At 62.1% G+C, this 23,626-nt stretch carries 17 protein-coding genes; 5 read left to right on the forward strand and 12 right to left on the reverse strand.

Features of this window, described 5'->3' with window-relative positions; all coding sequences use genetic code 11:
- Positions 1–84: 84 nt before the first annotated feature.
- The 11 genes from H8F23_RS01050 to H8F23_RS01100 all read right to left on the reverse strand — a co-directional run bounded on the left by H8F23_RS01050 (position 85) and on the right by H8F23_RS01100 (position 14,525).
- The gene (locus tag H8F23_RS01050; RefSeq protein ID WP_194933100.1) at positions 85–2,718 is read right to left on the reverse strand and encodes an excinuclease ABC subunit UvrA; all 2,634 of its coding nucleotides are present in this window, start codon (positions 2,716–2,718) and stop codon (positions 85–87) included.
- Positions 2,719–2,749: 31 nt separating this feature from the next.
- The gene (locus tag H8F23_RS01055) at positions 2,750–4,861 is read right to left on the reverse strand and encodes a hybrid sensor histidine kinase/response regulator (protein WP_194933101.1); all 2,112 of its coding nucleotides are present in this window, start codon (positions 4,859–4,861) and stop codon (positions 2,750–2,752) included.
- 134 nt (positions 4,862–4,995) lie between these two features.
- On the reverse strand, positions 4,996–5,685 hold the full coding sequence (locus H8F23_RS01060) for a GntR family transcriptional regulator (RefSeq protein WP_095047854.1): 690 nt from the start codon (positions 5,683–5,685) through the stop codon (positions 4,996–4,998).
- A gap of 231 nt (positions 5,686–5,916) precedes the next feature.
- Entirely contained in the window at positions 5,917–6,576 is a 660-nt protein-coding gene (locus H8F23_RS01065; RefSeq protein WP_194933102.1) for a DUF799 domain-containing protein, read from the reverse strand.
- Complete coding sequence (locus H8F23_RS01070; RefSeq protein WP_194933103.1) at positions 6,573–6,944, reverse strand: DUF4810 domain-containing protein; 372 nt, start codon at positions 6,942–6,944, stop codon at positions 6,573–6,575. The genes H8F23_RS01065 and H8F23_RS01070 overlap by 4 nt, the downstream gene beginning before the upstream one ends.
- A gap of 28 nt (positions 6,945–6,972) precedes the next feature.
- A complete protein-coding gene (locus tag H8F23_RS01075) occupies positions 6,973–7,659 on the reverse strand; it encodes a CsgG/HfaB family protein (protein WP_161986630.1) in 687 nt (228 codons plus the stop codon).
- Positions 7,660–7,914: 255 nt separating this feature from the next.
- Complete coding sequence (locus H8F23_RS01080) at positions 7,915–11,013, reverse strand: error-prone DNA polymerase (RefSeq protein ID WP_324187873.1); 3,099 nt, start codon at positions 11,011–11,013, stop codon at positions 7,915–7,917.
- Positions 10,989–12,404: a Y-family DNA polymerase gene (locus H8F23_RS01085; RefSeq protein WP_194933105.1), complete on the reverse strand. Its 1,416-nt coding sequence runs from the start codon at positions 12,402–12,404 to the stop codon at positions 10,989–10,991. The genes H8F23_RS01080 and H8F23_RS01085 overlap by 25 nt, the downstream gene beginning before the upstream one ends.
- A gap of 7 nt (positions 12,405–12,411) precedes the next feature.
- Positions 12,412–13,029, reverse strand: coding sequence for a translesion DNA synthesis-associated protein ImuA (imuA, locus tag H8F23_RS01090; protein ID WP_093430813.1), 618 nt, complete (start codon positions 13,027–13,029; stop codon positions 12,412–12,414).
- Positions 13,029–13,646, reverse strand: a complete 618-nt coding sequence (gene lexA / locus H8F23_RS01095; protein WP_116254867.1) for a transcriptional repressor LexA — start codon at positions 13,644–13,646, stop codon at positions 13,029–13,031. The genes imuA and lexA overlap by 1 nt, the downstream gene beginning before the upstream one ends.
- A 108-nt stretch (positions 13,647–13,754) precedes the next feature.
- Positions 13,755–14,525 (reverse strand): AraC family transcriptional regulator, encoded by a 771-nt coding sequence (locus tag H8F23_RS01100; protein WP_194933106.1) that lies wholly within the window; start codon positions 14,523–14,525, stop codon positions 13,755–13,757.
- Between the two features lie 231 nt (positions 14,526–14,756).
- On the opposite strand from H8F23_RS01100, the gene H8F23_RS01105 reads away from it, so the two are divergent.
- The 5 genes from H8F23_RS01105 (at position 14,757) to H8F23_RS01125 (ending at position 21,253) form a co-directional block, all read left to right on the forward strand.
- The gene (locus tag H8F23_RS01105) at positions 14,757–16,382 is read left to right on the forward strand and encodes an APC family permease (protein ID WP_194933107.1); all 1,626 of its coding nucleotides are present in this window, start codon (positions 14,757–14,759) and stop codon (positions 16,380–16,382) included.
- Positions 16,383–16,404: 22 nt separating this feature from the next.
- Positions 16,405–17,331, forward strand: coding sequence for a 4-hydroxyproline epimerase (locus H8F23_RS01110; protein WP_194933108.1), 927 nt, complete (start codon positions 16,405–16,407; stop codon positions 17,329–17,331).
- Positions 17,332–17,386: 55 nt separating this feature from the next.
- Positions 17,387–18,334: a dihydrodipicolinate synthase family protein gene (locus H8F23_RS01115; RefSeq protein ID WP_007916052.1), complete on the forward strand. Its 948-nt coding sequence runs from the start codon at positions 17,387–17,389 to the stop codon at positions 18,332–18,334.
- 71 nt (positions 18,335–18,405) lie between these two features.
- A complete protein-coding gene (locus H8F23_RS01120) occupies positions 18,406–19,998 on the forward strand; it encodes an aldehyde dehydrogenase (NADP(+)) (RefSeq protein WP_194933109.1) in 1,593 nt (530 codons plus the stop codon).
- The gene (locus H8F23_RS01125) at positions 19,988–21,253 is read left to right on the forward strand and encodes an NAD(P)/FAD-dependent oxidoreductase (RefSeq protein WP_194933110.1); all 1,266 of its coding nucleotides are present in this window, start codon (positions 19,988–19,990) and stop codon (positions 21,251–21,253) included. The genes H8F23_RS01120 and H8F23_RS01125 overlap by 11 nt, the downstream gene beginning before the upstream one ends.
- Before the next feature lie 72 nt (positions 21,254–21,325).
- Here H8F23_RS01125 and H8F23_RS01130 read toward each other — a convergent pair whose 3' ends face one another.
- Complete coding sequence (locus tag H8F23_RS01130) at positions 21,326–23,611, reverse strand: hypothetical protein (RefSeq protein WP_194933111.1); 2,286 nt, start codon at positions 23,609–23,611, stop codon at positions 21,326–21,328.
- Positions 23,612–23,626: the final 15 nt, after the last annotated feature.

Here is a 23,626-nt window from a genome sequence, read left to right on the forward strand (position 1 = left end):
AGGGGTCGGCGTGCACGCGGGATATGGGTGGGCGAGCTTGCTCCGGGCGGCGTTCCGACGAAGACGTCAGCCCTGCCAACACACCTATCGGCTCAAAGCCCGAGCCAGAAACGGCGCAGTCTTGCTCTTCTTGCTCGCCGCGACCTTCTGCGGCGTGCCGGCAGCGACAATCCTGCCGCCCTGATCCCCCGCCCCAGGTCCAATGTCGATCACCCAGTCACTCTGCGCGACCACGCGCATTTCGTGCTCAACGACAATCACCGTGTGCCCCGCCGTCACCAGCGTGTCCAGTTGCTCCAGCAACCGATCAACATCGCGCGGATGCAGCCCGGTGGTCGGCTCGTCCAACACATACAAGGTCGCGCCGTGCTGGTTGCGCTGCAATTCGGTGGCCAGTTTGATCCGCTGCGCTTCGCCACCGGACAACTCGGTGGCCGGCTGACCCAGACGCAGATAACCCAGGCCGATGTCACGCAGCACTTCCAGTGAACGGCGAATCCCCGATTGCTCGGCGAAGACTTCCACCGCCTCCTCCACGGTCAGTTGCAACACCTGCGCAATGCTCAAACCCTGCCAGAGAATCGCCAGCGTCTGCGGGTTGTAGCGTGCGCCATGGCAGGTCGGGCACGGCGCATAGACACTGGGCATGAATAACAACTCGACACTGACAAAACCTTCACCCTCGCAGGTGGCGCAACGGCCCTTGGCGACGTTGAAGGAAAACTGTCCGGCGTCGTAGCCGGCAGCCCGTGCGGCGTCGGTCGCGGCATACAGCTTGCGCACGTTATCGAACAACCCTGTGTAAGTGGCCAGATTGGAGCGTGGCGTGCGGCCGATCGGTTTCTGATCGACCTGCACCAGTCGCTTGATCGACTCCAGCCCCGACGTGACCTGGCCGCTGCTGAGTTGCGGTGCGTCGTCTTCAAGGCTGAGTTCTTCCGGCTCGCTTTCCTGCGTGGGACGGCCCAACTGCGCGCCGACCAGATCCAGCAACGCCTGACTGACCAGACTCGACTTGCCCGAGCCGGACACGCCCGTCACCGAGGTGAAGCAGCCCAAAGGAAATTCGGCACTCAGATTGTTCAGGTTGTTGCGGGTAATGCCATCAAGTTTCAGCCACGCCGTCGGTTTGCGCGCGGCGCGTGTCTGACGCGGCGATTCGGCAAACAGATAGGCTCGCGTCTGCGACGCTTCGATCTCGGCCAGACCTGCCGGCGGGCCGCTGTACAGCACCTGCCCACCCTGCTCTCCCGCCGCCGGGCCGACGTCGATCAGCCAGTCGGCGCGGCGCATGGTTTCCAGATCATGCTCGACCACAAACAACGTATTGCCGTCTGCCTTCAAGCGCTGCAACGCCTCGAACAACGCTTCGCCATCGGCCGGGTGCAAACCGGCGGAGGGTTCGTCGAGCACGTAGATCACCCCGAACAATTGCGAGCCCAGTTGCGTCGCCAGGCGCAAGCGCTGCAACTCACCGGACGACAGCGTCGGGGTGCTGCGCTCCAGCGCCAGATAACCGAGGCCCAGATCGGTCAGGGTGCTGACCCGCTCCAGCAGATCCTCGGCGATGCGCTGCGCCGCCAGGCGTTTCTCCAGCGACAGGTTTGGCGTGTGGCGCACGTCTGGTGCGCTGCCGTGCCCGCTGGCGCCGTGGGCCACGCGCTGCTGGCGGGCCTCGCGGGTTTGCGCGTGGCTTAAGGTCTCGCCGGTTTCTTCAGCGTGTTCGAGGTAGCTGGCCGCCGCCACCGGCCGCAGCACCTCGGCCACTTGCAGCAATGGCATCTGCGACAGCTCGCCGATGTCATACCCGGCAAACGTCACCGACAACGCTTCACGTTTCAGGCGTTTGCCATCGCACAGCGGACAAGAACTGCCGAGCATGAACTGCGAAACGCGCTTTTTCATCAGCGCACTTTGCGAGTGAGTAAACGTGTGCAGAATGTAGCGCCGGGCGCCGCTGAAGGTGCCCTGGTAACTCGGCTCCATCTTGCGTTTGAGGGCGACGCGGGTTTCTTCCGGGGTCAGCCCGGCGTACACCGGCACGGTCGGGGTTTCTTCGGTGAAGAGAATCCAGTCGCGCTGCTTTTTCGGCAGCTTTTTCCACGGGATGTCGACGTCGATGCCCATGGTCACAAGGATGTCGCGCAGGTTCTGCCCCTGCCACGCCAGCGGCCAGGACGCCACCGCGCGCTGGCGGATGGTCAGGTTCGGGTCCGGCACCATCAGCGCCTCGGTGACTTCATACATCCGCCCCAAGCCATGGCACTCCGGGCACGCGCCTTGCGGGGTGTTCGGCGAGAAGTCCTCGGCATACAACATCGGTTGCCCCGACGGATAACTGCCGGCACGCGAATAGAGCATACGGATCAAGCTCGACAGCGTGGTCACGCTACCCACTGACGAGCGCGTACTTGGCGTGTCGCGTTGCTGTTGCAGGGCCACGGCTGGCGGCAGGCCTTCAATGGAGTCGACATCCGGCACGCCGACCTGATCGATCAGCCGTCGCGCGTACGGCGCCACCGACTCAAAGTAACGGCGCTGGGCTTCGGCATACAAGGTCGAGAACGCCAGTGACGACTTGCCAGACCCGGACACCCCGGTGAACACCACCAGCGCATCGCGGGGAATGTCGACATCAACGTTCTTCAGGTTGTGTTCACGGGCGCCACGTACCCGGACCATGCCGGCGGGCGCTTTGGAGGTGCGTTTGGAAGTCATCGACCTGCCTTGGTGAAGGAATGTTCTACGCTCAGCTACCGAGCACCACCCGAATCATCTGCAACATGGCTTCCGGGCTGTACGGTTTGCCAAGCAAGTGCGTGTCAGGGCTTAACTGGTGATTGCGTGAAATGATGTCGCGGGTGTGCCCGGAGGTGAACAGCACCGCCACCGGCGGCGTCTGCACCTTGGCCCAAGCGAACAGGTCGGAGCTTTTGATCAGCCCCGGCATGACCACGTCAGTGAAGATCAGATCAACCTGGACACCTTCGAGGAGCATTTGCATGGCCGCATCGCCATGACCGGCGGTCAGCACGCGATAACCCTCCTCGCGCAACAATTCGACCGCCGAAGCGCGCACGGCGTCGTTGTCCTCGACCACCAGAATCGTTTCGTGGCCGCCGCTCTGCTGCCTTTGCAGGCTGGGCGCCTCATCAAGGATCGGCCGCAGACTGCGCGGGAAGTACAACTGCACCCGTGTGCCCTCGCCGAGGGTGCTGGTGATCTCGACATGCCCGCCGCTCTGTTTGACGAAGCCAAACACCATGCTCAAGCCCAACCCGGTGCCCTGACCGTCAGCCTTGGTGGTGAAGAACGGCTCAAATACTTGCTCGAGAATCTCCGGCGGGATGCCGGCGCCGAAGTCACTGACCGCGACGCGAACATACTCACCGGGAACGATGCCTTTACCGGCACAGAACTCGCGCTCGAGTCGCACGTTGGCAGCGCTGAGCGCAATGGTGCCCTCGCCCTTCATCGCATCGCGAGCATTGATCGCCAGGTTGAGAATGGCGTTTTCCAACTGGTTGCGGTCGACGTTGATGTGCCACGGCTTTTGCGGCAGTTGCACGTCGATCTGAATGGTCTCACTCAGCGCACGCTGCAGTAATTCGCCGACGCCTTCGAAAATCTGCTGCGGGTTGCACACCGCCGGCGACAAAGGCTGGCGCCGGGCGAACGCAAGCAATTGCGAGGATAGCTTGGCGCCGCGTTCGACCGCGGCCAGCGAGGCGCTGACGCGGCGCTGCACGTTGGCATTGTTCGGTTCATGGCGCGCGAGCAGATGCAGATTGCCGGCGATCACTTGCAACAGATTATTGAAATCGTGGGCGACGCCGCCGGTCAGGCCACCAATCGCTTCAAGCTTCTGTGACTGGCGCAACTGCTCTTCAGCCGCCAGCCGCGCCTCGACCTCTTCGCCCACGCGCTGTTCGAGGTTGCGGGTAAATTTGAGCAGGGATTCTTCGGCAATCTTGCGTTCATGAATGTCGATCAGAACGCCGGGGAAGCGCAACGGCGCACCCTGCTCGTCGAACTCACAGGCGCCACTGGCCAACACCCAGGAATAACTGCCGTCACTGCGCCGCACGCGATATTCGGCGTTATACGGCTCACCGGTCTGCACGGAATGGACGACCCGCTCCTGCACCCAGGCGGCGTCATCGGGATGAATGCGCGACTCGGCGATGTCCTGCGGGAGGTCGCTAAGATCCTGATCCGGCGGATAGGAGAACGTGCGGGCGAATCGCTCGTCTGCCGACAACGTATTGTTTTTCACGTCCCAGACAAACGAGCCGAGCAAGGCCCCGGCATTCAGCGCCAGACGCACCCGCTCGTTGTCGGCGCGGTAAGCACTTTCAGCTTCCTGACGCCGGCGTTCGGAGTGCATGAACTCGGTGGTTTCCACCACCATCGCCATCACCCCGGCCGGCTTGCCGTCATCATTGGCCACCGGGCTGTAATACAGGTCCATCCAGACGTCTTCGGGGACGCCATCGCGCAACAACACCAACTCTTTATTGCGAAACGACAAGGTGCCGCCGGCCAGGCAGGTATCGACCACATGCCGGTTGAAATCGGCGACCTCCGGCCAGCCCAGCTCTACCGGTGCACCGAGTAGATACGGGTGCCGACCACCGGCAAATTTCGAATAGGCATCGTTGTAGATCATGTACCCGGCATGGCCCCAGAGCATGACCATCGGCAGCGGCGACGCCAGCATCAGTTGCACCGCGCTGCACAGGCTGGCCGGCCAACTGTTCAGCGGACCGAGTTCAGTATGGCTCCAGTCGAACGCGCAGATGCGCCCGGCCATTTCGCCTTTCCAGCCGTCACAATCATGGCTATCGGATAAAAACTGCATCGACTGACTCAGTGTCCTGTGGTGATTGCCCGATAAATCGCGACGCCATAACGACGCGACGCCCGTCTGTTTCGAGCGCCTCCAGTCGCGTTGGTTTCATATGATATATAGCCGATTTCATCCGCGCCCGGAACCTAAACCCCGATCAGGTGCTTGAGCGGGTGGTAGCCGGTTTTCATTTTGGCGGCGGCGTCGAGAATGGCCTTCTCGATGCCGTTCAGATGCGTGCAGGTCAGCTCGATGGCGGCGCTCTGATTGCCGGCCTCAATGTATTCGATCAGGCGCAGGTGTTCGTTGTCGCGGCAGACCTCATGGCTGTCGTCGTCCAGCGCTGCAGCGTACAACGAAGCGCGGGAGATCAGTTTCTGGAACCAGTCGAGCAGCACCGGGTTATTCAGGCTGCACGCCAGTTTGATGTGGAACTCACCGAGCAGATGGATCAGCCGTTCGTGATCGCCCGCCGCGTGGGCTTCATCTTCCAGCAGCAGGTGTTCGCGCAAATCCTGCATCGCCGCGCTGTCCTTGCGCCGGCACAGTTCGGTAACGATGCCGATCTCGATCAGCCGGCGGGTTTCAAACAGCGAACGGAGCTCTTCATTGCTCGGCAGCGACACCGATGCCCCTTTATTCGGCTCGGTAGTGACCAGTCCATCGGCCTCCAATTGCTTCAATGCCGCGCGCACCGACGTGCGGCTGACATTGAATAATTCGGCCAGCGAGGCCTCACCCAGTTTCATACCCGGGCGCAACGAACGCTTGCTGATCGCCTCGTAAACCCCTTGGTAGACGCGGTCGACCGTGGTTTCCGGTTTCTTTTCGGTCATTTGGGCACTCCTTTAACGTCGAGCAACTGAGTGCCACGCAGGATATAGCCTTCGGCTTCGAGATGCAGGGTCTTGATTGCATGTTGTGTGCGGATCACCCATCGAGGCGGCGTCGCGCTACCTGTCTGCTCGTTGCAAGCAGGACACATGTACCGGGAGGGGGGCGGTGAGCAGGCTCACGCGTACATTTGATCGTTCCCACGCAGTGCGTGGGAAAGATCATTACCGGGTTCAGTCAGTGCCGTACTTCGGCGAACGCGGGCCGTACAGCAGGCCTGCCCGGTGTCCGGCCGAGAGCAGACGATTGCTCGCCACACCGGCAATCGGGTAGCCGGCATCAGTGGAGCTGTTGATGACCTGCTTCACCGCCGCCGAGATCAGCATGCCGACGATACCGCCGGCATTGCTATTGCCGCCCTCTTCGCTCGACGCCCGGGCCGAACCGGTCCACAGCGTCGTGCCACTTTTCAGGTCGACCAGTTTCGCCGTCGCGGTCACTGCCGTTTCGCTGCTGATCACCATGTAGCGCGTACCGTATTCGGTCACGGTGATGTACAGCGCAGCGTCCGCACCGAAAATTTCCTTCAGTTTGCCTGGCGGTGCCTGATGGATGTCGTCCGGGGTGCTCAGACCGTTCTGGCGGAACGTCTCATCAACCAGCGCAATCGGCAGCACGTAGTAACCGGCTTCGGCCAGTGGGAAGGTCACCTGCGACAACAGGCTGTACGACGCCTTCACATCCGGCGAAGTGTTCAGCGGAGGCAGCACCAGAATGGTTTTCGGCCGCGCCTGTTTGTAGGCCGAGTAATCCACGGTCTTGGGCGCAACGCAGCCGCCCAGCACGGTCAGGGCCAGACCGGCGACCAGCAGTTTCAAGGTGCGCGCGATCATTTCGCGTCTCCGGTCTTGGCGTTTTTGAGCAGGAAATCCATGTACGTCCCAGACTCGGGGAACAGGGTTTTCTCGGTTTTGAACTGCTGCACCATCTGGTCGTCCTTGCCCATGCTCAGATAGAGCAGGCCAAGGTGCGCGTGGTAACCCGGCGGTACAGCCTTGCCGGTGGAGCGGATTTTCTGCAGGTCACGTTCCAGCGCTTCGGCCTGGGCTTCTTTCGGCTCTTCGCCTTTGAAGTATTCGTAGACCTGGGGCTCGTAACCTTCCCACTGGTACAGGGTTTGCGGGCCGGGGGCACAACCGGCCAACAAGGCGCTGGCGGCCAGCGTCAGCGCCATCAGCGCGCGCGACAAAGTCAGATTCATGGGTGTTGCTCCTTGCAATGGGCGTCGATCAGTTGCCCGGTTTCCAGGCACCGGCGTTCATGCCATCGACCAGACGATTGATCGCCTCGCGCATGGCCAGATCCAGTACTTTGCCGTTGAGGGTGGAGTCGTAGGCAGCGGTGCCGCCGAAACCGATGATTTCGCGGTTGGACAAGGCGTATTCGCCGGCGCCCTGGGTCGAATAAACCACTTCGGAGGTACTGATATTGACGATATTCAGGTTGACCTTGGCGTAGGCCACCTGAGTCTTGCCACGGCCGAGGATGCCGAACAGTTGGTGATCGCCGGTCTCTTTGCGGCCGAACTCGGTGACGTCGCCGGTCACCACGTAATCAGCACCTTTCAGACGCTGAGCCTGGCCCTTGATCGCCGCTTCCTGCTGGATTTCGCCCATGTTGTCGCGATCCAGCACGCTGAAGCGGTTGGTCTGCTGCAAATGGGTGATCAGGATGGTCTTGGCCTGACCGCCGAGACGGTCGACGCCGTCGGAGAAAATCCCGCGCATATAGCTGGAGCGGTTGTCGAACTTGCCCACGGCCATCGGCACACGAACGCCGGTCCAGACTTGTGTGGCGCTTTCAACCTTGGCCACCGGCAGCGCGCGGGAGCTTTCAGTGGCGCAACCGGCGAGTGTGCCGGCAATCGTGCCGAGCACGGCAATCGCAACGCCTGAGACCAGCATCCGGGAGATCATTCTCACTGAGTATTCCTTTTGAAAAACGGGGATGCCCCGACACGGCAAGGCGCTCGGGAGCTGAAAAGGGGCGGCATTATGACAAAGTGCCATCATTCGCGACAGGCTTTTTTGACGCCAATGAATTGGCCGTCTGAACATAAGCAAAACCCCTGTAGGAGTGAGCCTGCTCGCGATAGCGGTGTGTCATTCACGTTGATGTTGTCTGACACACCGCTATCGCAAGCAGGCTCACTCCTACAAGGGTTGTGTTGATCAGTGGAAATCGCGGCTCTGCACGCGGATGCCATTGAGCAGCGAGCTGAGGTCGCTCAGGCGGCCGGCGATCAGGTGGCGCACTTCGCCTTCGCGCTCCCAGCGGCCGTCGACTTTCAGCAGTTGCGAGCCCACCAGCACTTGCCGTTGACGCTCGGCCAGATCCCGCCAGACCACCACGTTGACGTTGCCGAACTCATCTTCCAGCGTCACGAAGGTCACGCCACTGGCGGTGCCCGGTCGTTGCCGTCCAGTCACCAGCCCGGCGATGCTCACCGGTCGGCCATGTTCGACTTCAAGCAACTCCTGCGAACTGCGGCAGCGCCGGGCTTTGAGTTCGCCGCGCAACAGTGCCAGCGGATGCGGCCCCAACGTGGTGCCGACGGTGCTGTAATCGGCGTGCAGATCCTCGCCAACGCTGGGTTTGGGTAGTACCACCTCCGGCTCCTCCTGACTCGGCAACCCGGCAAACAGGCCCAGCTGTTTTTGCACCCCGGCGACTTCCCAGCGCGCCCGATGCCGATGTCCGGCCAGGCCACGCAACGCCCCGGAATCGGCGAGCAACGCCTGCGCCCGACTGTCGAGCGCCGCCCGCTCGCCCAGGTCGGCGACATCGGCAAATGCCCCGCGCGCCCGCGCCGCTTCGATGCGCCGGGCATCGTCCTCGCGAAAGCCCTTGATCATCCGCAGGCCCATGCGAATCGCCGGTTGCGCCGTCGTGGTGGTTTCCAGGCTGCAATCCCAGTCACTGGCGCGTACGTCGACCGGGCGGATCTGCAATTGATGGCGGCGCGCATCCTGGAGAATCTGGTCCGGACTGTAGAAGCCCATTGGCCAGCTATTGATCAACGCGCAGGCGAACGCCGCCGGTTCGTGGCACTTGAGCCAGCAACTGGCGTAAGTCAGCAAGGCAAAACTGGCGGCGTGGGACTCAGGAAAACCGTAGCTGCCGAAGCCTTTGATCTGCTCGAAAATCTGCGCGGCGAACTCCGGCGTGTAGCCGTTCTTCTTCATGCCGGCGGCGAGGCGTTCCTTGTGCGGTTCCAGTCCGCCGTGGCGTTTCCACGCAGCCATCGAGCGACGCAACTGATCAGCCTCGCCAGGACTGTAATCGGCGGCGACGATGGCGATCTGCATCACCTGTTCCTGAAACAGCGGCACGCCAAGGGTTCTTTCCAGAACAACCTTGAGCTCTGGTGACGGGTAGGTTTCCTCTTCTTCCTTGTTCCGGCGACGCAGATACGGATGCACCATCCCGCCCTGAATCGGTCCCGGGCGGACGATGGCCACCTCAATCACCAGATCGTAGAACTTCGCTGGTCTCAGGCGCGGCAGCATCGACATCTGAGCCCGCGACTCGATCTGGAACACGCCGATGGTGTCGGCGCGGCTGATCATGTCGTAGGTCGGTTTGTCTTCGGCTGGAATCGTCGCCAGGCTCAGATCCAGATTGCGATGGTGGCGCAGCAGGTCGAAGCAGCGGCGAATCGCGCTGAGCATGCCGAGGGCGAGAATATCCACCTTGAGCAGGCCGACTGCATCGAGGTCATCCTTGTCCCACTGAATGATCGTGCGCTCGGCCATGGCGGCGTTCTCCACCGGCACCAGCGTGTCCAGCGGCTGCTCGGAAATCACAAAGCCGCCGGGATGCTGCGACAGGTGCCGGGGGAAACCGATCAACTGCCCGGTCAGGCTCAGCACTCGGCGCAGCACCGGGCTGTCCGGGTCGAAACCGCCTTCGAGCAAACGCGCGACCGGCGGTGTTTCATCGCTCCAGTGGCCGCAGCAGTCAGCCAGTGCGTTGATCTGATCCGGCGGCAGGCCCAACGCCTTGGCCACGTCGCGTACTGCGCCGGCAGCGTGGTAGGTGCTGACCACCGCCGTCAGCGCCGCACGACCACGGCCGTAACGGCGAAACACGTATTGCAGGACTTCTTCGCGGCGCTCGTGCTCGAAGTCGACGTCGATGTCCGGCGGCTCGTTGCGCTCCTTGGACATGAAGCGTTCGAACAGCAGCGTGGTGCGATCCGGGTCGATTTCGGTGATGCCCAAGGCAAAACACACCGCCGAGTTGGCTGCCGAACCACGGCCCTGACACAGAATCTTCTGCTCGCGGGCGAAGTGCACCACATCGTGCACGGTGAGAAAGTAGCTTTCGTAACCGAGTTCGGCGATCAGCTTCAGTTCATCGTCGATCTGCTTGAGCACTTTGGCTTGAGGCCCCTGTGGCCAGCGCCAGGCAATGCCTTCTTCAGTCAGATGGCGCAACCAGGAACTGGCGCTGTGCCCTTCCGGCACCAGCTCTTTCGGATACTGATAACGCAACTCGCCCAGGTCGAAGGTGCAGCGCCGGGCCAGGCTCACCGACTCATCGAGCAAGGCCTGCGGATACAACTCGCGCACGACCTCGACACTGCGTAAATGCCGTTCGCCATTGGGGTGCAAACGTAACCCCGCCTCGGCCACCGGCACGTGATGACGGATCGCAGTCATGGTGTCCTGCAAGGCACGCCGGCCACGGGCGTGCATGTGCACATCGCCGCTGGCCACGGCCGGAATCTGCAACTCGGCGGCCAGCCCCAACAATGCCGCCAACCGCTGCTGATCATCCTGGCCACGATGCAATTGCACTGCCAGCCACAACCGTTCGCCAAAGGTCTGCTGCAGCCAACAACCCTCCTCCACGTCATCAAGCGAGTCCGGCACCCACAACACCAGCAACCCCGGCAACGGCTCGGCGAAGTCTTCGCGCAGCACCTGATACTGGCCCTTCTGCGTGCGCCGTCGGGCGCGGGTGATCAGGCCGCACAGCGCTTGATAGCCCGCCAGATTCTCCACCAGCAGCACCAGTTTCGGGCCGTTTTCGATACGCACTTCGCTGCCGATGACCAGCGGCAGCTCCACCGATTTCGCCGCTTGCCAGGCCCGAACGATCCCGGCCAGCGTGCATTCATCGGTGATCGCCAGTGCCTGATAGCCGTGCTTTTTTGCGCGCTGGAACAGTTCCAGCGCACTGGACGCACCGCGCTGAAAACTGAAGTTCGACAGGCAATGCAGTTCGGCATAACCGTCGTTCATGCAAACCAGCCCTGCAGCCACAGCGGACCGCCCTCACCCACCGCCCGATAAGCCCAGCCCTGCTGACCGGCGCGGTTCTGGATCAGGTAATAATCACGGCGCACGTCGTCACCGTCCCACCAGCCGGATTCGATGCGCTCCGGGCCCATGAGAATCCGCGCCGAACCTTCCGCCACGCTTTGTGGCTCGCCGAGCAACCAGCCCGGACGATGCACGTTCGGCAAGCCTGCGCAGCGTTGTTTATCAACGCCGTGCTGCCACGCGCACTCGGGACGATGATCGGCCTGAAAACGCAACCCCTGCACCGCGTCATCGCCCAAGCGCGCACGCAGGCGTTCGCGCAACTGCTCCCACGGCAAGGTCTGCTGCGGACGGTCGTCGAACAGTTCCTGAAACTGCGGCACGAAACTCGGCAGGTCCTCGGCGCGCAGACGAAAGCCGCGCACGGGCGCCTCGACTTGCACCTGTTCCAGCCGTCCGCGCGCCAGTTCGAAGAGCATCGCCGGATCACGTTCGGCGCTGAGCAGGCCGACCTTGATGATGCTGTCCGGGAGCCCGGCGTGTTCCAGGTGCAGATCGAAACGCTGCACGCCGCTGTCACGCCCGCAGAGGAACGCCGACAGATCGCCGGTCAAACGGCGTAACGGGAACAACAGTGCCTGATGGGACTGCACGTCAAAGTTGAGTTCAATGCGCACATCAAAACGATCCGGCGGCAGGTAAAACGCCAGCGCCAATGGCCGGGCACCGAACAAAGTATCGAGGTGTTTGAGCATCTGCGCTTCGAACCGTCGGGCCAGTGCCTGACGCGGCAGGCTCTGCACCTGACTGAGATTGCGCAGGCCCATGCGCGACAACGCCGTGGCCACCGCTGGCTCCAGACCGACACGGTCGACCGGCAACTGACCGAGGTGATGCTGCAAGGCCTCGCCGTCCGGCACCACCAAGCCGTCATAGGCGTTGGCCAGCACCCGCGCCGCCACGGGATTCGGTGCCGCGACGATGCGATGGCGGAAGCCCAGATCGGTCAGTTCCTGGCGCAGTCGTGCTTCGAACTGCACCCACGAACCGAACAGACCCAGGCTGGATTCGATTTCGAACACCACGGTGCGTGGGTAATGCACGCTGACCTGCGAACTGAAACGGTAGGCCCACGCGGCGAGAAACTGCTGCCAGTGTTCAACCTCGGCGGCCTCGTAATCAGCCGTGGCAAAGCCTTTGCTCATCGCCTGCGCAGCGGTCATCGACTGGCCTGCGCGCAAACCAAGCTTGCGCGCCGCCGGGTTGACCGCTTGCAACACCCGGCGCTGGGCCGGGCCGTTAAGCAGCACCAACGGTTCATCGGGATCGGGACGCTGACGCAGCACGGCGTCCAGGGCCAATTGCGGAAACAGGATACACACCCAGCGCATGGTGACCTCAGTGCCCCACAGCAAAGGCAATCGGTGCCGTACGCGCCAGCCCGCCACGGCACTTGAGTACGCGCAACTGTGCAGGTCTGGCGTCGATGGCAATGCGTAACGCCGCCGGTGACGGGTTGATCGCTTCGCTCAACGGCCGCCAGGCAAACGCCAGGGTCTGACCGGTTTCCGCCGCCACCTGCAAACGGCGCAACGCGCGATCATCAGCCTTGTGCGGCCAGCACAGCACCGCGCCGCAACTGCCCGAACGTAAACATTGTTCCGCCGCCCACAAGGCATCGCGCTCGGTGGCCTGGATCACCGACAACTGGCGCAGATCGACCCCGGCGCTTGCCCACGCCTGCGGGTACGGCACGAACGGTGGCGCCACCAGCACGATGCGCTCGCCCGCCGCCGACAACCGCGCCAGCGTCGGCCAGACCAGCTGCAGTTCGCCGACACCGGGACCGGCCAGGAGGATTTCGCTCAACGCCGCTTCCGGCCAGCCACCGCTGGGCAGTGCCGCGTCCAGCGCGGCGTGGCCGGTCGGTTGCGGGCTGGCGGCCGGTGGCGCAGGCCGGCCTTTCCAGACCTGGCCGCCATTGAACAGCGTATCCAACGCAACGACGGCGCCCATCAGCCTTGCCTCACCAGACCGCAAAATACCCCTTCGATGGCCAGATCCTGATCGTCACGCACGACAATCGGCTGATACGCCGGGTTGCGTGGCAACAGCCGCACTGCATCGCCCAGCCGTTCGAAACGTTTGATGGTGACTTCACCGTCGAGGCGCGCTACGACGATCTGGCCGTTGAGCGCCTCGGGATTGCGCTTCACGCCGACCAGATCGCCGTCGAGAATGCCATCCTCGATCATCGAATCGCCCTGCACCCGCAGCATGTAATCGGGCGTGCGGGAGAACAGCACCGGGTCGAGCAGCAAGCGGCTATGGATGTCGGCATCGGCGCCAATCGGCGCACCGGCAGCGACGCGGCCGAGCACGGGAATGTCGAGCAATTCCGGGCGCGCCGGCTGCCCGAGCAGGCGAATGCCCCGGGCCTGATGCGGATTGACCTCGATAAACCCGGCTTCGGTGAGCGCGAGTACATGCTTGCGCGCCACGCTGCGCGAGGCAAAACCAAAAGCCTCGCTGATTTCAGCGAGGCTTGGGGGCTGACCGTGTTCGGCGATTCGATCGCGGATAAAAGTCAGAATGGCAGTACGGCGGGGAGTCAGGTTCGTCATGGAGTACATTTGTACTCCTGTAGGATTTTCCTGACAAGCACCGCAGGTCGGCCCAGGCCGACGCAGGAGTTGCCGAAGGTTCGGCAGCGCCTGCATTGATCTTCAATGGTCACTTGATCAGGGTGAAGTGGCCTGCCGATACTCGCGTGGCGTAAACCCGGTCGACGCCTTGAACTGGCGCGTGAACGCGCTGTGATCGGTGTAGCCGCATTGCAGCGCCACGTCCGTTATCGGCAGATCGGTGTGCAGCAATCGATGCGCGTGCTCCAGGCGTACTTTCTGGATCATCTGTCGTGGCGTCAGGTGGAATACCCGTTTGCAGTAACGCTCCAGTTGCGCCACGGAAATGCCGGCGATGCGGGTCAGTTCACCGAGGGTCACGCGGCGATTGAAATTCGCGCGAATATGCTCATCGACAGCCGCCAGCCGCTCGAATGCCGGGTGGGTTTCACTGGCCGATTGCAGGTCCACCGAAATCCCCGTCAGACCGATAATCACCCCGTCACGGTTATACAGTGGCTGCTTGTGCGTCAGGCACCACCCCGGTTCGCGGCTGCCGTACAGATGCAGTTCGAGCTGATCCTCCAGCACAAAACCCTCCTCCAGCACCTTGCGATCCTGCTCGGTGTAGCCCGGCCCGAGTTGCGCCGGAAACACCTGCGCGCTGGTCTTGCCCAGTAACGGACGCAAATCCTTCAAGCCACAGCGCTGCACCAGCGTGCGGTTGGCAAGCACGTATCGGGCCTGCACATCCTTGATGAAAATCGCCGCATTGGGGATCACATCAAGCATCGGCAACAACAGCGCCGCGCCGGCCAAGAGTTCCTCCAGTGTCTGCGGACGCTGGCCATTCATGCCTTGAGCCAGGATCGAAAACGCCTGCTGCATCAAAGATTCCCCTCGTAACGTGGACAGACCAAATGCCCGCCATGCGCCGTTCGCCCGCAGATTGCAGCATCGTTCGCGGCGTGTCGAGGGCCATGTTTTATCGGCGTCATTGTGCTGATTTCGTCATCGAAGCCAGCAAAAAACATCAATCGCCGCGAGGTCGATGAGTTCAAAGTCTGGCCGTCCCAGTGACACAACTGCCTATCCAATAACTCACAAGAAGGCGATGCCATGTCAGGCCAAGGCAAGTTCAAAAAACAGCTTTCACTGATCGACCTCACATTTATCGGGCTGGGGGCGATCTTCGGTTCCGGCTGGTTGTTCGCGGCCAGTCATGTGTCCGCCATTGCCGGGCCGGCGGGGATTTTTTCCTGGCTGCTGGGCGGCTTCGCCGTGTTGTTGCTGGGCATCGTCTATTGCGAACTCGGCGCTGCACTGCCGCGTGCCGGCGGCGTGGTGCGTTATCCGGTTTACTCCCACGGGCCGTTGCTCGGCTACTTGATGGGTTTTATCACCCTGATTGCGTTTTCCAGTCTGGTCGCGATTGAAGTGGTCGCTTCGCGCCAATACGCAGCGGCGTGGTTTCCCGAGCTGACCAAGGCTGGCAGCGGCGATCCGACGATCCTCGGGTGGATGGTGCAGTTTGGTCTGCTCTGCATTTTCTTCCTGCTCAACTACCGCAGCGTGAAGACCTTCGCCAAGGCCAACAATCTGGTCAGCGTGTTCAAATTCATCGTGCCGCTGCTGGTGATCGGGGTGCTGTTCACCTTCTTCAAACCGGCCAACTTCGAGGTGCAAGGCTTTGCCCCGTTTGGCCTGTCCGGCGTCGAGATGGCCGTGTCGGCGGGTGGCATCATTTTCGCGTATCTGGGCCTGACGCCGATCATCTCGGTGGCCAGTGAAGTGAAAAATCCGCAGCGCACCATTCCCATTGCGTTGATCCTCTCGGTGCTGCTGTCGACACTGATTTACGTGCTGCTGCAAATGGCGTTTCTCGGCAGCATCCCGACGGAAATGCTCGCCAACGGCTGGGCCGGAATCAGCAAGGAATTTGCCCTGCCGTACCGCGACATCGCGCTAGCGCTGGGCGTGGGCTGGCTGGCGTATCTGGTGGTCGCCGATGCGGTGATCTCGCCAAGCGGCTGCGGCAACATCTACATGAACGCCACCCCGCGAGTGATCTACGGCTGGGCGCAGACCGGCACCTTCTTCAAGGTCTTCACCCACATCGACGAAAAATCCGGCATCCCACGTCCGGCGCTGTGGCTGACCTTCGCCCTGTCGGTGTTCTGGACGTTGCCGTTCCCGTCGTGGGAGGCGCTGATCAACGTGGTCTCCGCCGCGCTGGTATTGAGCTATGCCGTGGCGCCGGTGTCGGTGGCTGCGCTGCGCCGCAATGCGCCGGACATGCCACGGCCGTTCCGGGTCAAGTGCATGGGCGTGCTCGGGCCGGTGTCGTTCATCATCGCCGCGCTGATCGTCTACTGGTCGGGCTGGAGCACCGTGTCGTGGCTGCTCGGTCTGCAGATCCTGATGTTCGTGGTGTATCTGCTGTGCGGTCGATTTGTGCCAACCGCCCACTTGAATCTGGCGCGCCAGGTGCGTTCCTCGGCGTGGCTGATCGCCTTCTACGCGGTGACCATTGTGCTGTCGAAACTCGGCACCTTCGGCGGCCTCGGCATCCTCGCCCATCCATTCGACACCCTTGTCGTCGCGGCATGTGCCACCGGCATTTACTACTGGGGCGCGGCGACCGGTGTACCGGCGCATCTGCTGCGCCTGGAAGAGGACGACGAGGAAAGCGAAATCGCTGCCCCCGCCTCGACCGTCTCTGCGCGCCCTGCTGGCGCCTACTGAAATCATCCAACGGGACATGTTCATGAAACGAGTACACGTGATTGATTCCCACACCGGCGGTGAACCGACACGCCTGGTAATGAACGGCTTCCCCGAGCTGCCCGGCAACAGCATGGTCGAGAAGCGCGATGCGCTGCGCACTCAACATGATCAATGGCGCCGCGCCTGCCTGCTGGAACCGCGCGGCAATGATGTGCTGGTCGGGGCGTTGTATTGCGAACCGGTCTCGGCGGACGCCACTTGCGGGGTGATCTTCTTCAACAACGCCGGCTACCTCGGCATGTGCGGCCACGGCACCATCGGCCTGATCAACTCGCTGCAGTACCTGGGGCAAATCGAACCGGGCGAGCACAAAATCGACACCCCGGTCGGCCCGGTCAGCGCCACGTTGCATGACGACGGAACCGTCACCCTGGGCAACGTCCCCGCTTATCGCCATCGCAAACAGGTGCCGGTGGATGTACCGGGTTACGGCCGCGTATTCGGCGACATCGCCTATGGCGGCAACTGGTTCTTCCTCGTTTCCGAGCACGGCCAGACGCTGACCATGGACAACGTCGAACACCTCACGGCGTACACCTGGGCGATGCTCAAGGCCCTCGAAGACCAAGGCATTTACGGCGAGGACGGCGCGGTGATCGATCACATCGAACTGTTCGCCGATGACGATCAGGCCGACAGCCGCAACTTCGTCATGTGCCCCGGCAAAGCCTACGACCGCTCCCCGTGCGGCACCGGCACCAGCGCCAAACTCGCCTGTCTGGCCGCCGACGACAAGCTGCAACCCGGCGCAACCTGGGTGCAGGCAAGCATCACCGGCAGCCAGTTCGAAGGCCGCTTCGAATGGGACGGCGAACGAGTGCGCCCGTTCATCACCGGCCGCGCTTACATGACCGCAGACAGCACCTTGCTGATCGACGAAGCAGACCCGTTCGCGTGGGGCATCTGAACCGCCACGCTGACTTTTCACCTCAATTTGAATGATGTGCCAAGGAGTTAAAACAATGAGCGACAACATCTTCACCGGTTGCATGCCGGCCCTGATGACCCCGTGCACCGCCCAGCGCAAACCGGACTTCGATGCCTTGGTGGCCAAGGGTCGCGAGCTGATCGATATCGGCATGAGCGCCGTGGTTTATTGCGGCTCGATGGGTGACTGGCCGCTGCTGACCGAAGCCGAGCGTCAGGAAGGCGTGGCGCGTCTGGTCGCGGCAGGCATTCCGACGATCGTGGGCACTGGCGCGGTGAACTCACGCGAAGCGGTTTCCCACGCGGCCCATGCGGCGAAAGTCGGCGCGCAGGGTTTGATGGTGATTCCCCGCGTGCTGTCTCGCGGCGCTTCGGTCACCGCGCAAAAGGCCCATTTCGCCGCGATTCTGCAAGCCGCGCCAAATTTGCCGGCGGTGATCTACAACAGCCCTTACTACGGCTTTGCCACCCGCGCTGACCTGTTCTTCGAACTGCGCCGCGAGTACCCGAACCTGATCGGTTTCAAAGAATTCGGCGGTGGCGCCGACCTGCGTTACGCCGCCGAAAACATCACCTCCAAGGACGATGACGTGACCTTGATGGTCGGCGTCGACACGCAAGTGGTGCACGGTTTCGTCAACTGTAACGCCACCGGCGCCATCACCGGTATCGGCAACGCTCTGCCCCGCGAGGTGCTGCAACTGGTCGCGCTGAGCAAGCAAGCGGCCAAAGGTGACGCCAAGGCCCGGCGTCAGGCGCGGGAACTGGAATCGGCGCTGGCGGTGCTGTCGTCGTTCGATGAGGGCTGCGATCTGGTGCTGTATTACAAACACCTGATGGTGCTCAACGGCGACAAGGAATACACCCTGCACTTCAATGAAACCGATGCGTTGAGCGACTCGCAGCGGCGGTATGCCGAGAAGCAGTATTCGCTGTTCCGTCACTGGTACGAGAACTGGTCGGCGGAACAGAACTTCGCCTGACACCTCAGCCTCACCTGCCGCGATGCGTAGTGCTACGCGGCAGGCATTTCCCTTTTTATCAGGAAGACACCATGACTCTGACGGGCCACATGCTGATCGGGCAGCACTCGGTTGCGGGTAATCGCGAGGCTATTCGCGGGATCAATCCGGCTACGAATGAAACGCTGGAACCGGGGTACGCCGGTGGATCGGCCGAGCATGTCGATCAGACCTGCGCCCTAGCCTGGGCCGCGTTCGATATTTATCGCGAGAAAGCGCTTAATGTCCGCGCCGAATTCCTGGAAAGCATTGCCGAAGAAATCGAAGGGCTCGGCGATGAACTGATCGACCGCGCCCACGCGGAAACCGGCCTGCCGCACGCGCGTCTGCTAGGTGAACGCGGGCGTACTTGCCAACAACTGAGAATGTTCGCCCGCACGGTCCGCGCCGGTGAATGGCTGGATGTGCGTGTCGATAGCGCGCAGCCGCAACGCCAGCCGTTGCCGCGCGCCGATCTGCGTCAGCGGCAGATCGCGCTGGGGCCGGTCGCGGTGTTTGGCGCGAGCAATTTCCCGCTGGCGTTCTCCGTGGCTGGCGGTGACACCGCATCGGCGCTGGCCGCCGGTTGCCCGGTGATCGTCAAGGCGCACAGTGCGCATCCCGGCACCAGCGAACTCGTCGGCCGCGCAGTCGCTCGGGCGGTAAAAACCTGTGGTTTGCCGGAAGGCGTGTTCTCGTTGCTGTACGGTTCCGGCCGCGAAGTGGGCATTGCGCTGGTCACTGATCCACGGATCAAAGCAGTGGGTTTCACCGGCTCGCGCAGCGGCGGTCTGGCGCTGATGCAAGCCGCGCAAGCGCGGCCCGAGCCGATTCCGGTGTACGCGGAAATGAGTTCGATCAATCCGGTGTTGCTGTTTCCAGCGGCGTTGGACAATCGCACGCAGGCGTTGGCAGAAGGGTTTGTGGCGTCGCTGACATTAGGCGCGGGCCAGTTTTGCACCAATCCGGGCTTGGTGATTGCATTGAAAGGACCGGCGTTGGACACGTTCATCGCCGCCACCGCCGAGCTGATTCAACGCAGCCCCGCGCAGACGATGCTGACACCCGGCATCTTCAGCGCTTACGAATCGGCCGTGAATGCACTGGCCGAAAATGCCGCTGCGCGCATCACCGGCATCGGTCAGACCGGCAACGGCCCGAATCAATGCCAGGCCCATGTATTCGTGACCGAAGCCGCCGACTTTCTCGCCGATCACCGCCTGCAAGCCGAAGCCTTCGGTGCGGCGGCGCTGATCGTGCAATGCAGCAATGAAGCGCAAATACGCCAGGTCGCCGAACACCTGGAAGGCCAGTTGACCGCCACGTTACAACTCGACGAGCAAGACCTGGAACAGGCGCGTGCATTGTTGCCGACGCTGGAACGCAAGGCCGGCCGGTTGCTGGTCAACGGCTGGCCAACCGGCGTCGAGGTGTGTGACGCGCTGGTGCATGGCGGGCCTTTCCCGGCCACCTCCGACGCCCGTACGACTTCGGTCGGGACCGCGGCGATCCTGCGTTTCCTGCGCCCGGTGTGCTATCAGGATTTCCCCGACAGCTTGTTGCCTGACGCACTGAAACACGGCAATCCGCTGCAATTGCGCCGTCTGCTCGATGGGCAAAGGGAAGCGCAGCACCATGACCAATAACGTCTCCCACGACATCGCTGTAGTCGGCGCCGGCATCATCGGCGTCGCCTGCGCACTGCGCCTGGCTCGCCAAGGGTTGCGCGTGGTCGTCATCGATCAGCAGCCACCCGGCCATGGCGCCTCGTTCGGTAACGCCGGGCATCTGGCGACCGAGCAGGTGTTTCCGATTGCAGACGCGTCCATCCTCAAGCGCCTGCCGGCCATGCTGATGGACCCGATGGGGCCGTTGCGCCTGGACTGGAAATACCTGCCGCGTGCGCTGCCATGGTTCACCCGCCTGCTGCTGAATCTGCGCCCGACGCCTTTTCAGAACACCGTGGCAGGTTTACGCGCGCTCAATGAAGACAGCCTGGACGCCTGGCAGCGCTTGCTCGCCGACATCCAGAGGCCGGACTTGCTGAAGATCGATGGTTCGCTGCTGGTGTTCGAACGCCCCGAATCGCGTCAGGCCATCCAGGCATTACAGGCTCGCCTGCATCAGCAGCAAGTCCCGGTCGATTACTGGCAGGCCGGCGCCATCCGCGAAACCGCGCCGCAACTCAGTGAACAGATCCAGGGCGGTTTGTTCTTTCCACGCACCGGGCACTTTATCGATCCCTTCCGCGTGGTGTGCGAACTGGTCGAAGCGGCCAAGGCCAGTGGCGTGAGTTTTGTCCAGCAAGAGGTTCAGGGCGGCTACGTGCAGGAGCACGGCGTTACGCTGACCACCGGCAATGGCGGCCTGACTGCCAGCCGCGTCCTGATCGCCTGCGGCGCACATTCAGCAAAACTCACCGCCGCCCTCACCGGCAAAAAAGTCCCACTGGACACCGAGCGCGGCTATCACCTGATGCTGCCGCAGGAACATGACCGACTGCCCTTCCCCGTCACCTCACTGGAGCGCAAGTTCATCATGACGCCGATGTCCGAAGGCTTGCGCCTGGCCGGCACCGTCGAGTTCGCCGGGCTGGAAAAGCCAGCGAGCATGGAACGCGCGTGGCAATTGCACCGGTTGAGTCAGGGCTTGTTTCGCAAGGATCTGAGCGCTGAAGCAGCGACGCCGTGGATGGGTTTTCGACCGTCGTTGCCGGATTCGTTGCCGGTGATTGATCAGGTCTGTGAGGGCAAGGTGTTGCTTGCGTTTGGGCATCAGCATTTGGGGCTGACGCAGGCGGCGGTGACGGCGGAGATGGTGGTGCGGATGGTTTTGCCTGCGACTGCAAAAGAGGCCTGCCGGCTACCACTCAACGAACATTACAGGCTCGATCGTTTCTGAAAGGAAGTCTCTGACCCACCAGCCTGCTTTCCGGCGCAGGCTGGTGGCCGCGCACTGGCAGATCGGCAGGCGTTACAAAGGCATTAACCAGTGCCGCTCAATGGTCCATCCCAGAAAAACCCTCGCGCCCTCTTCTTTCTGGCGACTCAACGTCAGCCGATGCCCGGCAGCGGCAACACGCAAGCCAATCATGGCAGGCAGAAACCTTTCGCGGAATTCGCTGGATTGCGCTGCAAAATGCGATTCGAGGCTGTTGAGTGCAGCACGCAAGAGCTCGCCATCCAGCATCGACAAGTAAAACATCATCTGACGCCAGGCATACGCCGTGTTTTTCAACATCACCAGACGCGCATGGTAATGCGTGATGTGCATTTGTTGCCGCTTGCAAATCCACTCGAAGCACGCCAGCGCCAGCGCGCTCAAACGATGATGCAGCAGTGTTTTCAGGTTCAATTCGCCGAACAGGAGCGCGAGGTTTTGCGTCGTCAGAATCTGCTGCTGTTCGAGTATCGTGCCGTTGATCGCTGGCCGCCACGTGCCAAAGGTGGCGTTTGCACGCTGCGCGCACAGCGTCGCCAATGCATCACGGCTGTTGCTTCTGCGCCGTGATCGGCGCTGATCGGGAAGGCCTGCCAGGCCATCCGTATCAATGTCGTAATAACGAGCGTAAAGCGTCCCGGCCATAAATCTGGCCGATTGCCTGGCCGCTCTCGCGAACTTGTTGGAGAAAGCGCCCATGAAAATGTCAGCCGCCACCTCATCGACGAAAGGAAGATCCAGCTTCGCCGTTTCAGCCAGTGAAACAAACTCCTGCAGTAGCTTGTTCGGAAGAATGGCCTGCGGAAACGCCGACAGGGTCATTGCAGAGGCCTCGACCAACGCCTGTCTGGCACCCGTGGCGGAAATAGCACTCGCCTCACGCTCACCCTCTAAAGCCGCGACCCACGGCAGCTCGGCAATTTTGACCTGACTTTGCAGGTTAAGCAGCAGCAACGAGCGCCGACGACGGAAGGCGCGATACGTTGCACCCGCCAACGACTGCAGCATCCCGTCCCGGTATACGCTGCTACAAATTTGCGCTGTCATTGCAGGCAGAACCTGCGCCACGGTATCGGCGGATGAGATCAAGCCATGATCAATCAACTCGGCAATGGTCCCCTTGCGGCAACGCTCGAGGCGGCGGCGAACCGCAGGCGGAATCATCGCTCCAAGGGTCAGACGGTGACGCTTCGCCTCCTCATCGGTGATCGGTTCAAGCAGCGGCGAAAAGTCACTGACGCCGTCCGAACCCGGGTAACTTGCCAGACGTGCCGAGACAGCGCGGGCGATCAAATGATGCCCGGGGGCCGCCACATGTTGGCGCTGCTCTGCTCGTTTAAGGGAATGTGCCACGGAATCGGGATGCCCGTGTTTGGCCACAAAGTCATCAACAATGCGCCGGATGCGACCGACCTGGCGGCCCGTTAATGATGCTTGATCGCGCAAACACTGACCGAGCAACGCAAACAGTTCCGCCGCCCGGGTCTTGAAGGGACCGTTGACGCGGCGCTCAACGCTACAGTTCCGAGCGATCTGCGCCTCGAGTGCCGTTGCGCGTTCGAACCAGCCTTCAGGATAGTGTTTGCAGGGCCAGCCATCCTGACAGGTCAAAAGAAACAGTGAGACCGCAGCATCGTAGAGAGGCAGACGATTTTCAACTACATGCTTTTGGACGGCCAGACGCGGTTGAGCCAATTGCCGGTTCAGCCGCTGCCTGACACTGGTGCTATCAAAAACATGCACCTCAGCCGTGGACATCGGCCGCTCGTCAACGGCAGTCGGGAAGAAACGCAGGCGATCGAAGAAAGGCGCGATCCGCTCGATCAGCGTTCGCGCCTCGTCAGTACGCTGATGCCGCAAAAGCCATGACACTGTCAGCAGTGCGGCTTCCTCCGGAACGTCAATCTGATAGGTTCCGTTCGCCAAACGCTCTTGCAGCGTCGCGACGCCCACATCCGACAGATGCCAGATATTGAGATCGAACCGTTCATGACCAGCGCGAATACCGGGGATCGACGCGGCCAAGTGACGTTCATAGGCAGTCAAAGCACCACCGGCCGGAAGTTGCCCGGTGGCAAATCCACCCGTCGCCACGTCCAGCGTGACCCACTGCGGCAAATCGGCGAACGGTACACGTGAACCGTACTGTGCGCTGCCCTGCATCAGGTGTTCGACCACCCGCTGCCAGCGCTCGACCCGGTCGCGTGCCTGCGGGTCAGCGTCGCGCTGTGTAGCGGTCAATGCTCGTGAGAGCTGGAACACCGCATAACCTGCATTCACGCCATCGTGCTCGCCGAACTCACCGTCGTCCCTGGACATACTTCCTTGTGACCC

Source organism: Pseudomonas neuropathica, from assembly GCF_015461835.1.
Lineage (GTDB): Bacteria > Pseudomonadota > Gammaproteobacteria > Pseudomonadales > Pseudomonadaceae > Aquipseudomonas > Aquipseudomonas neuropathica.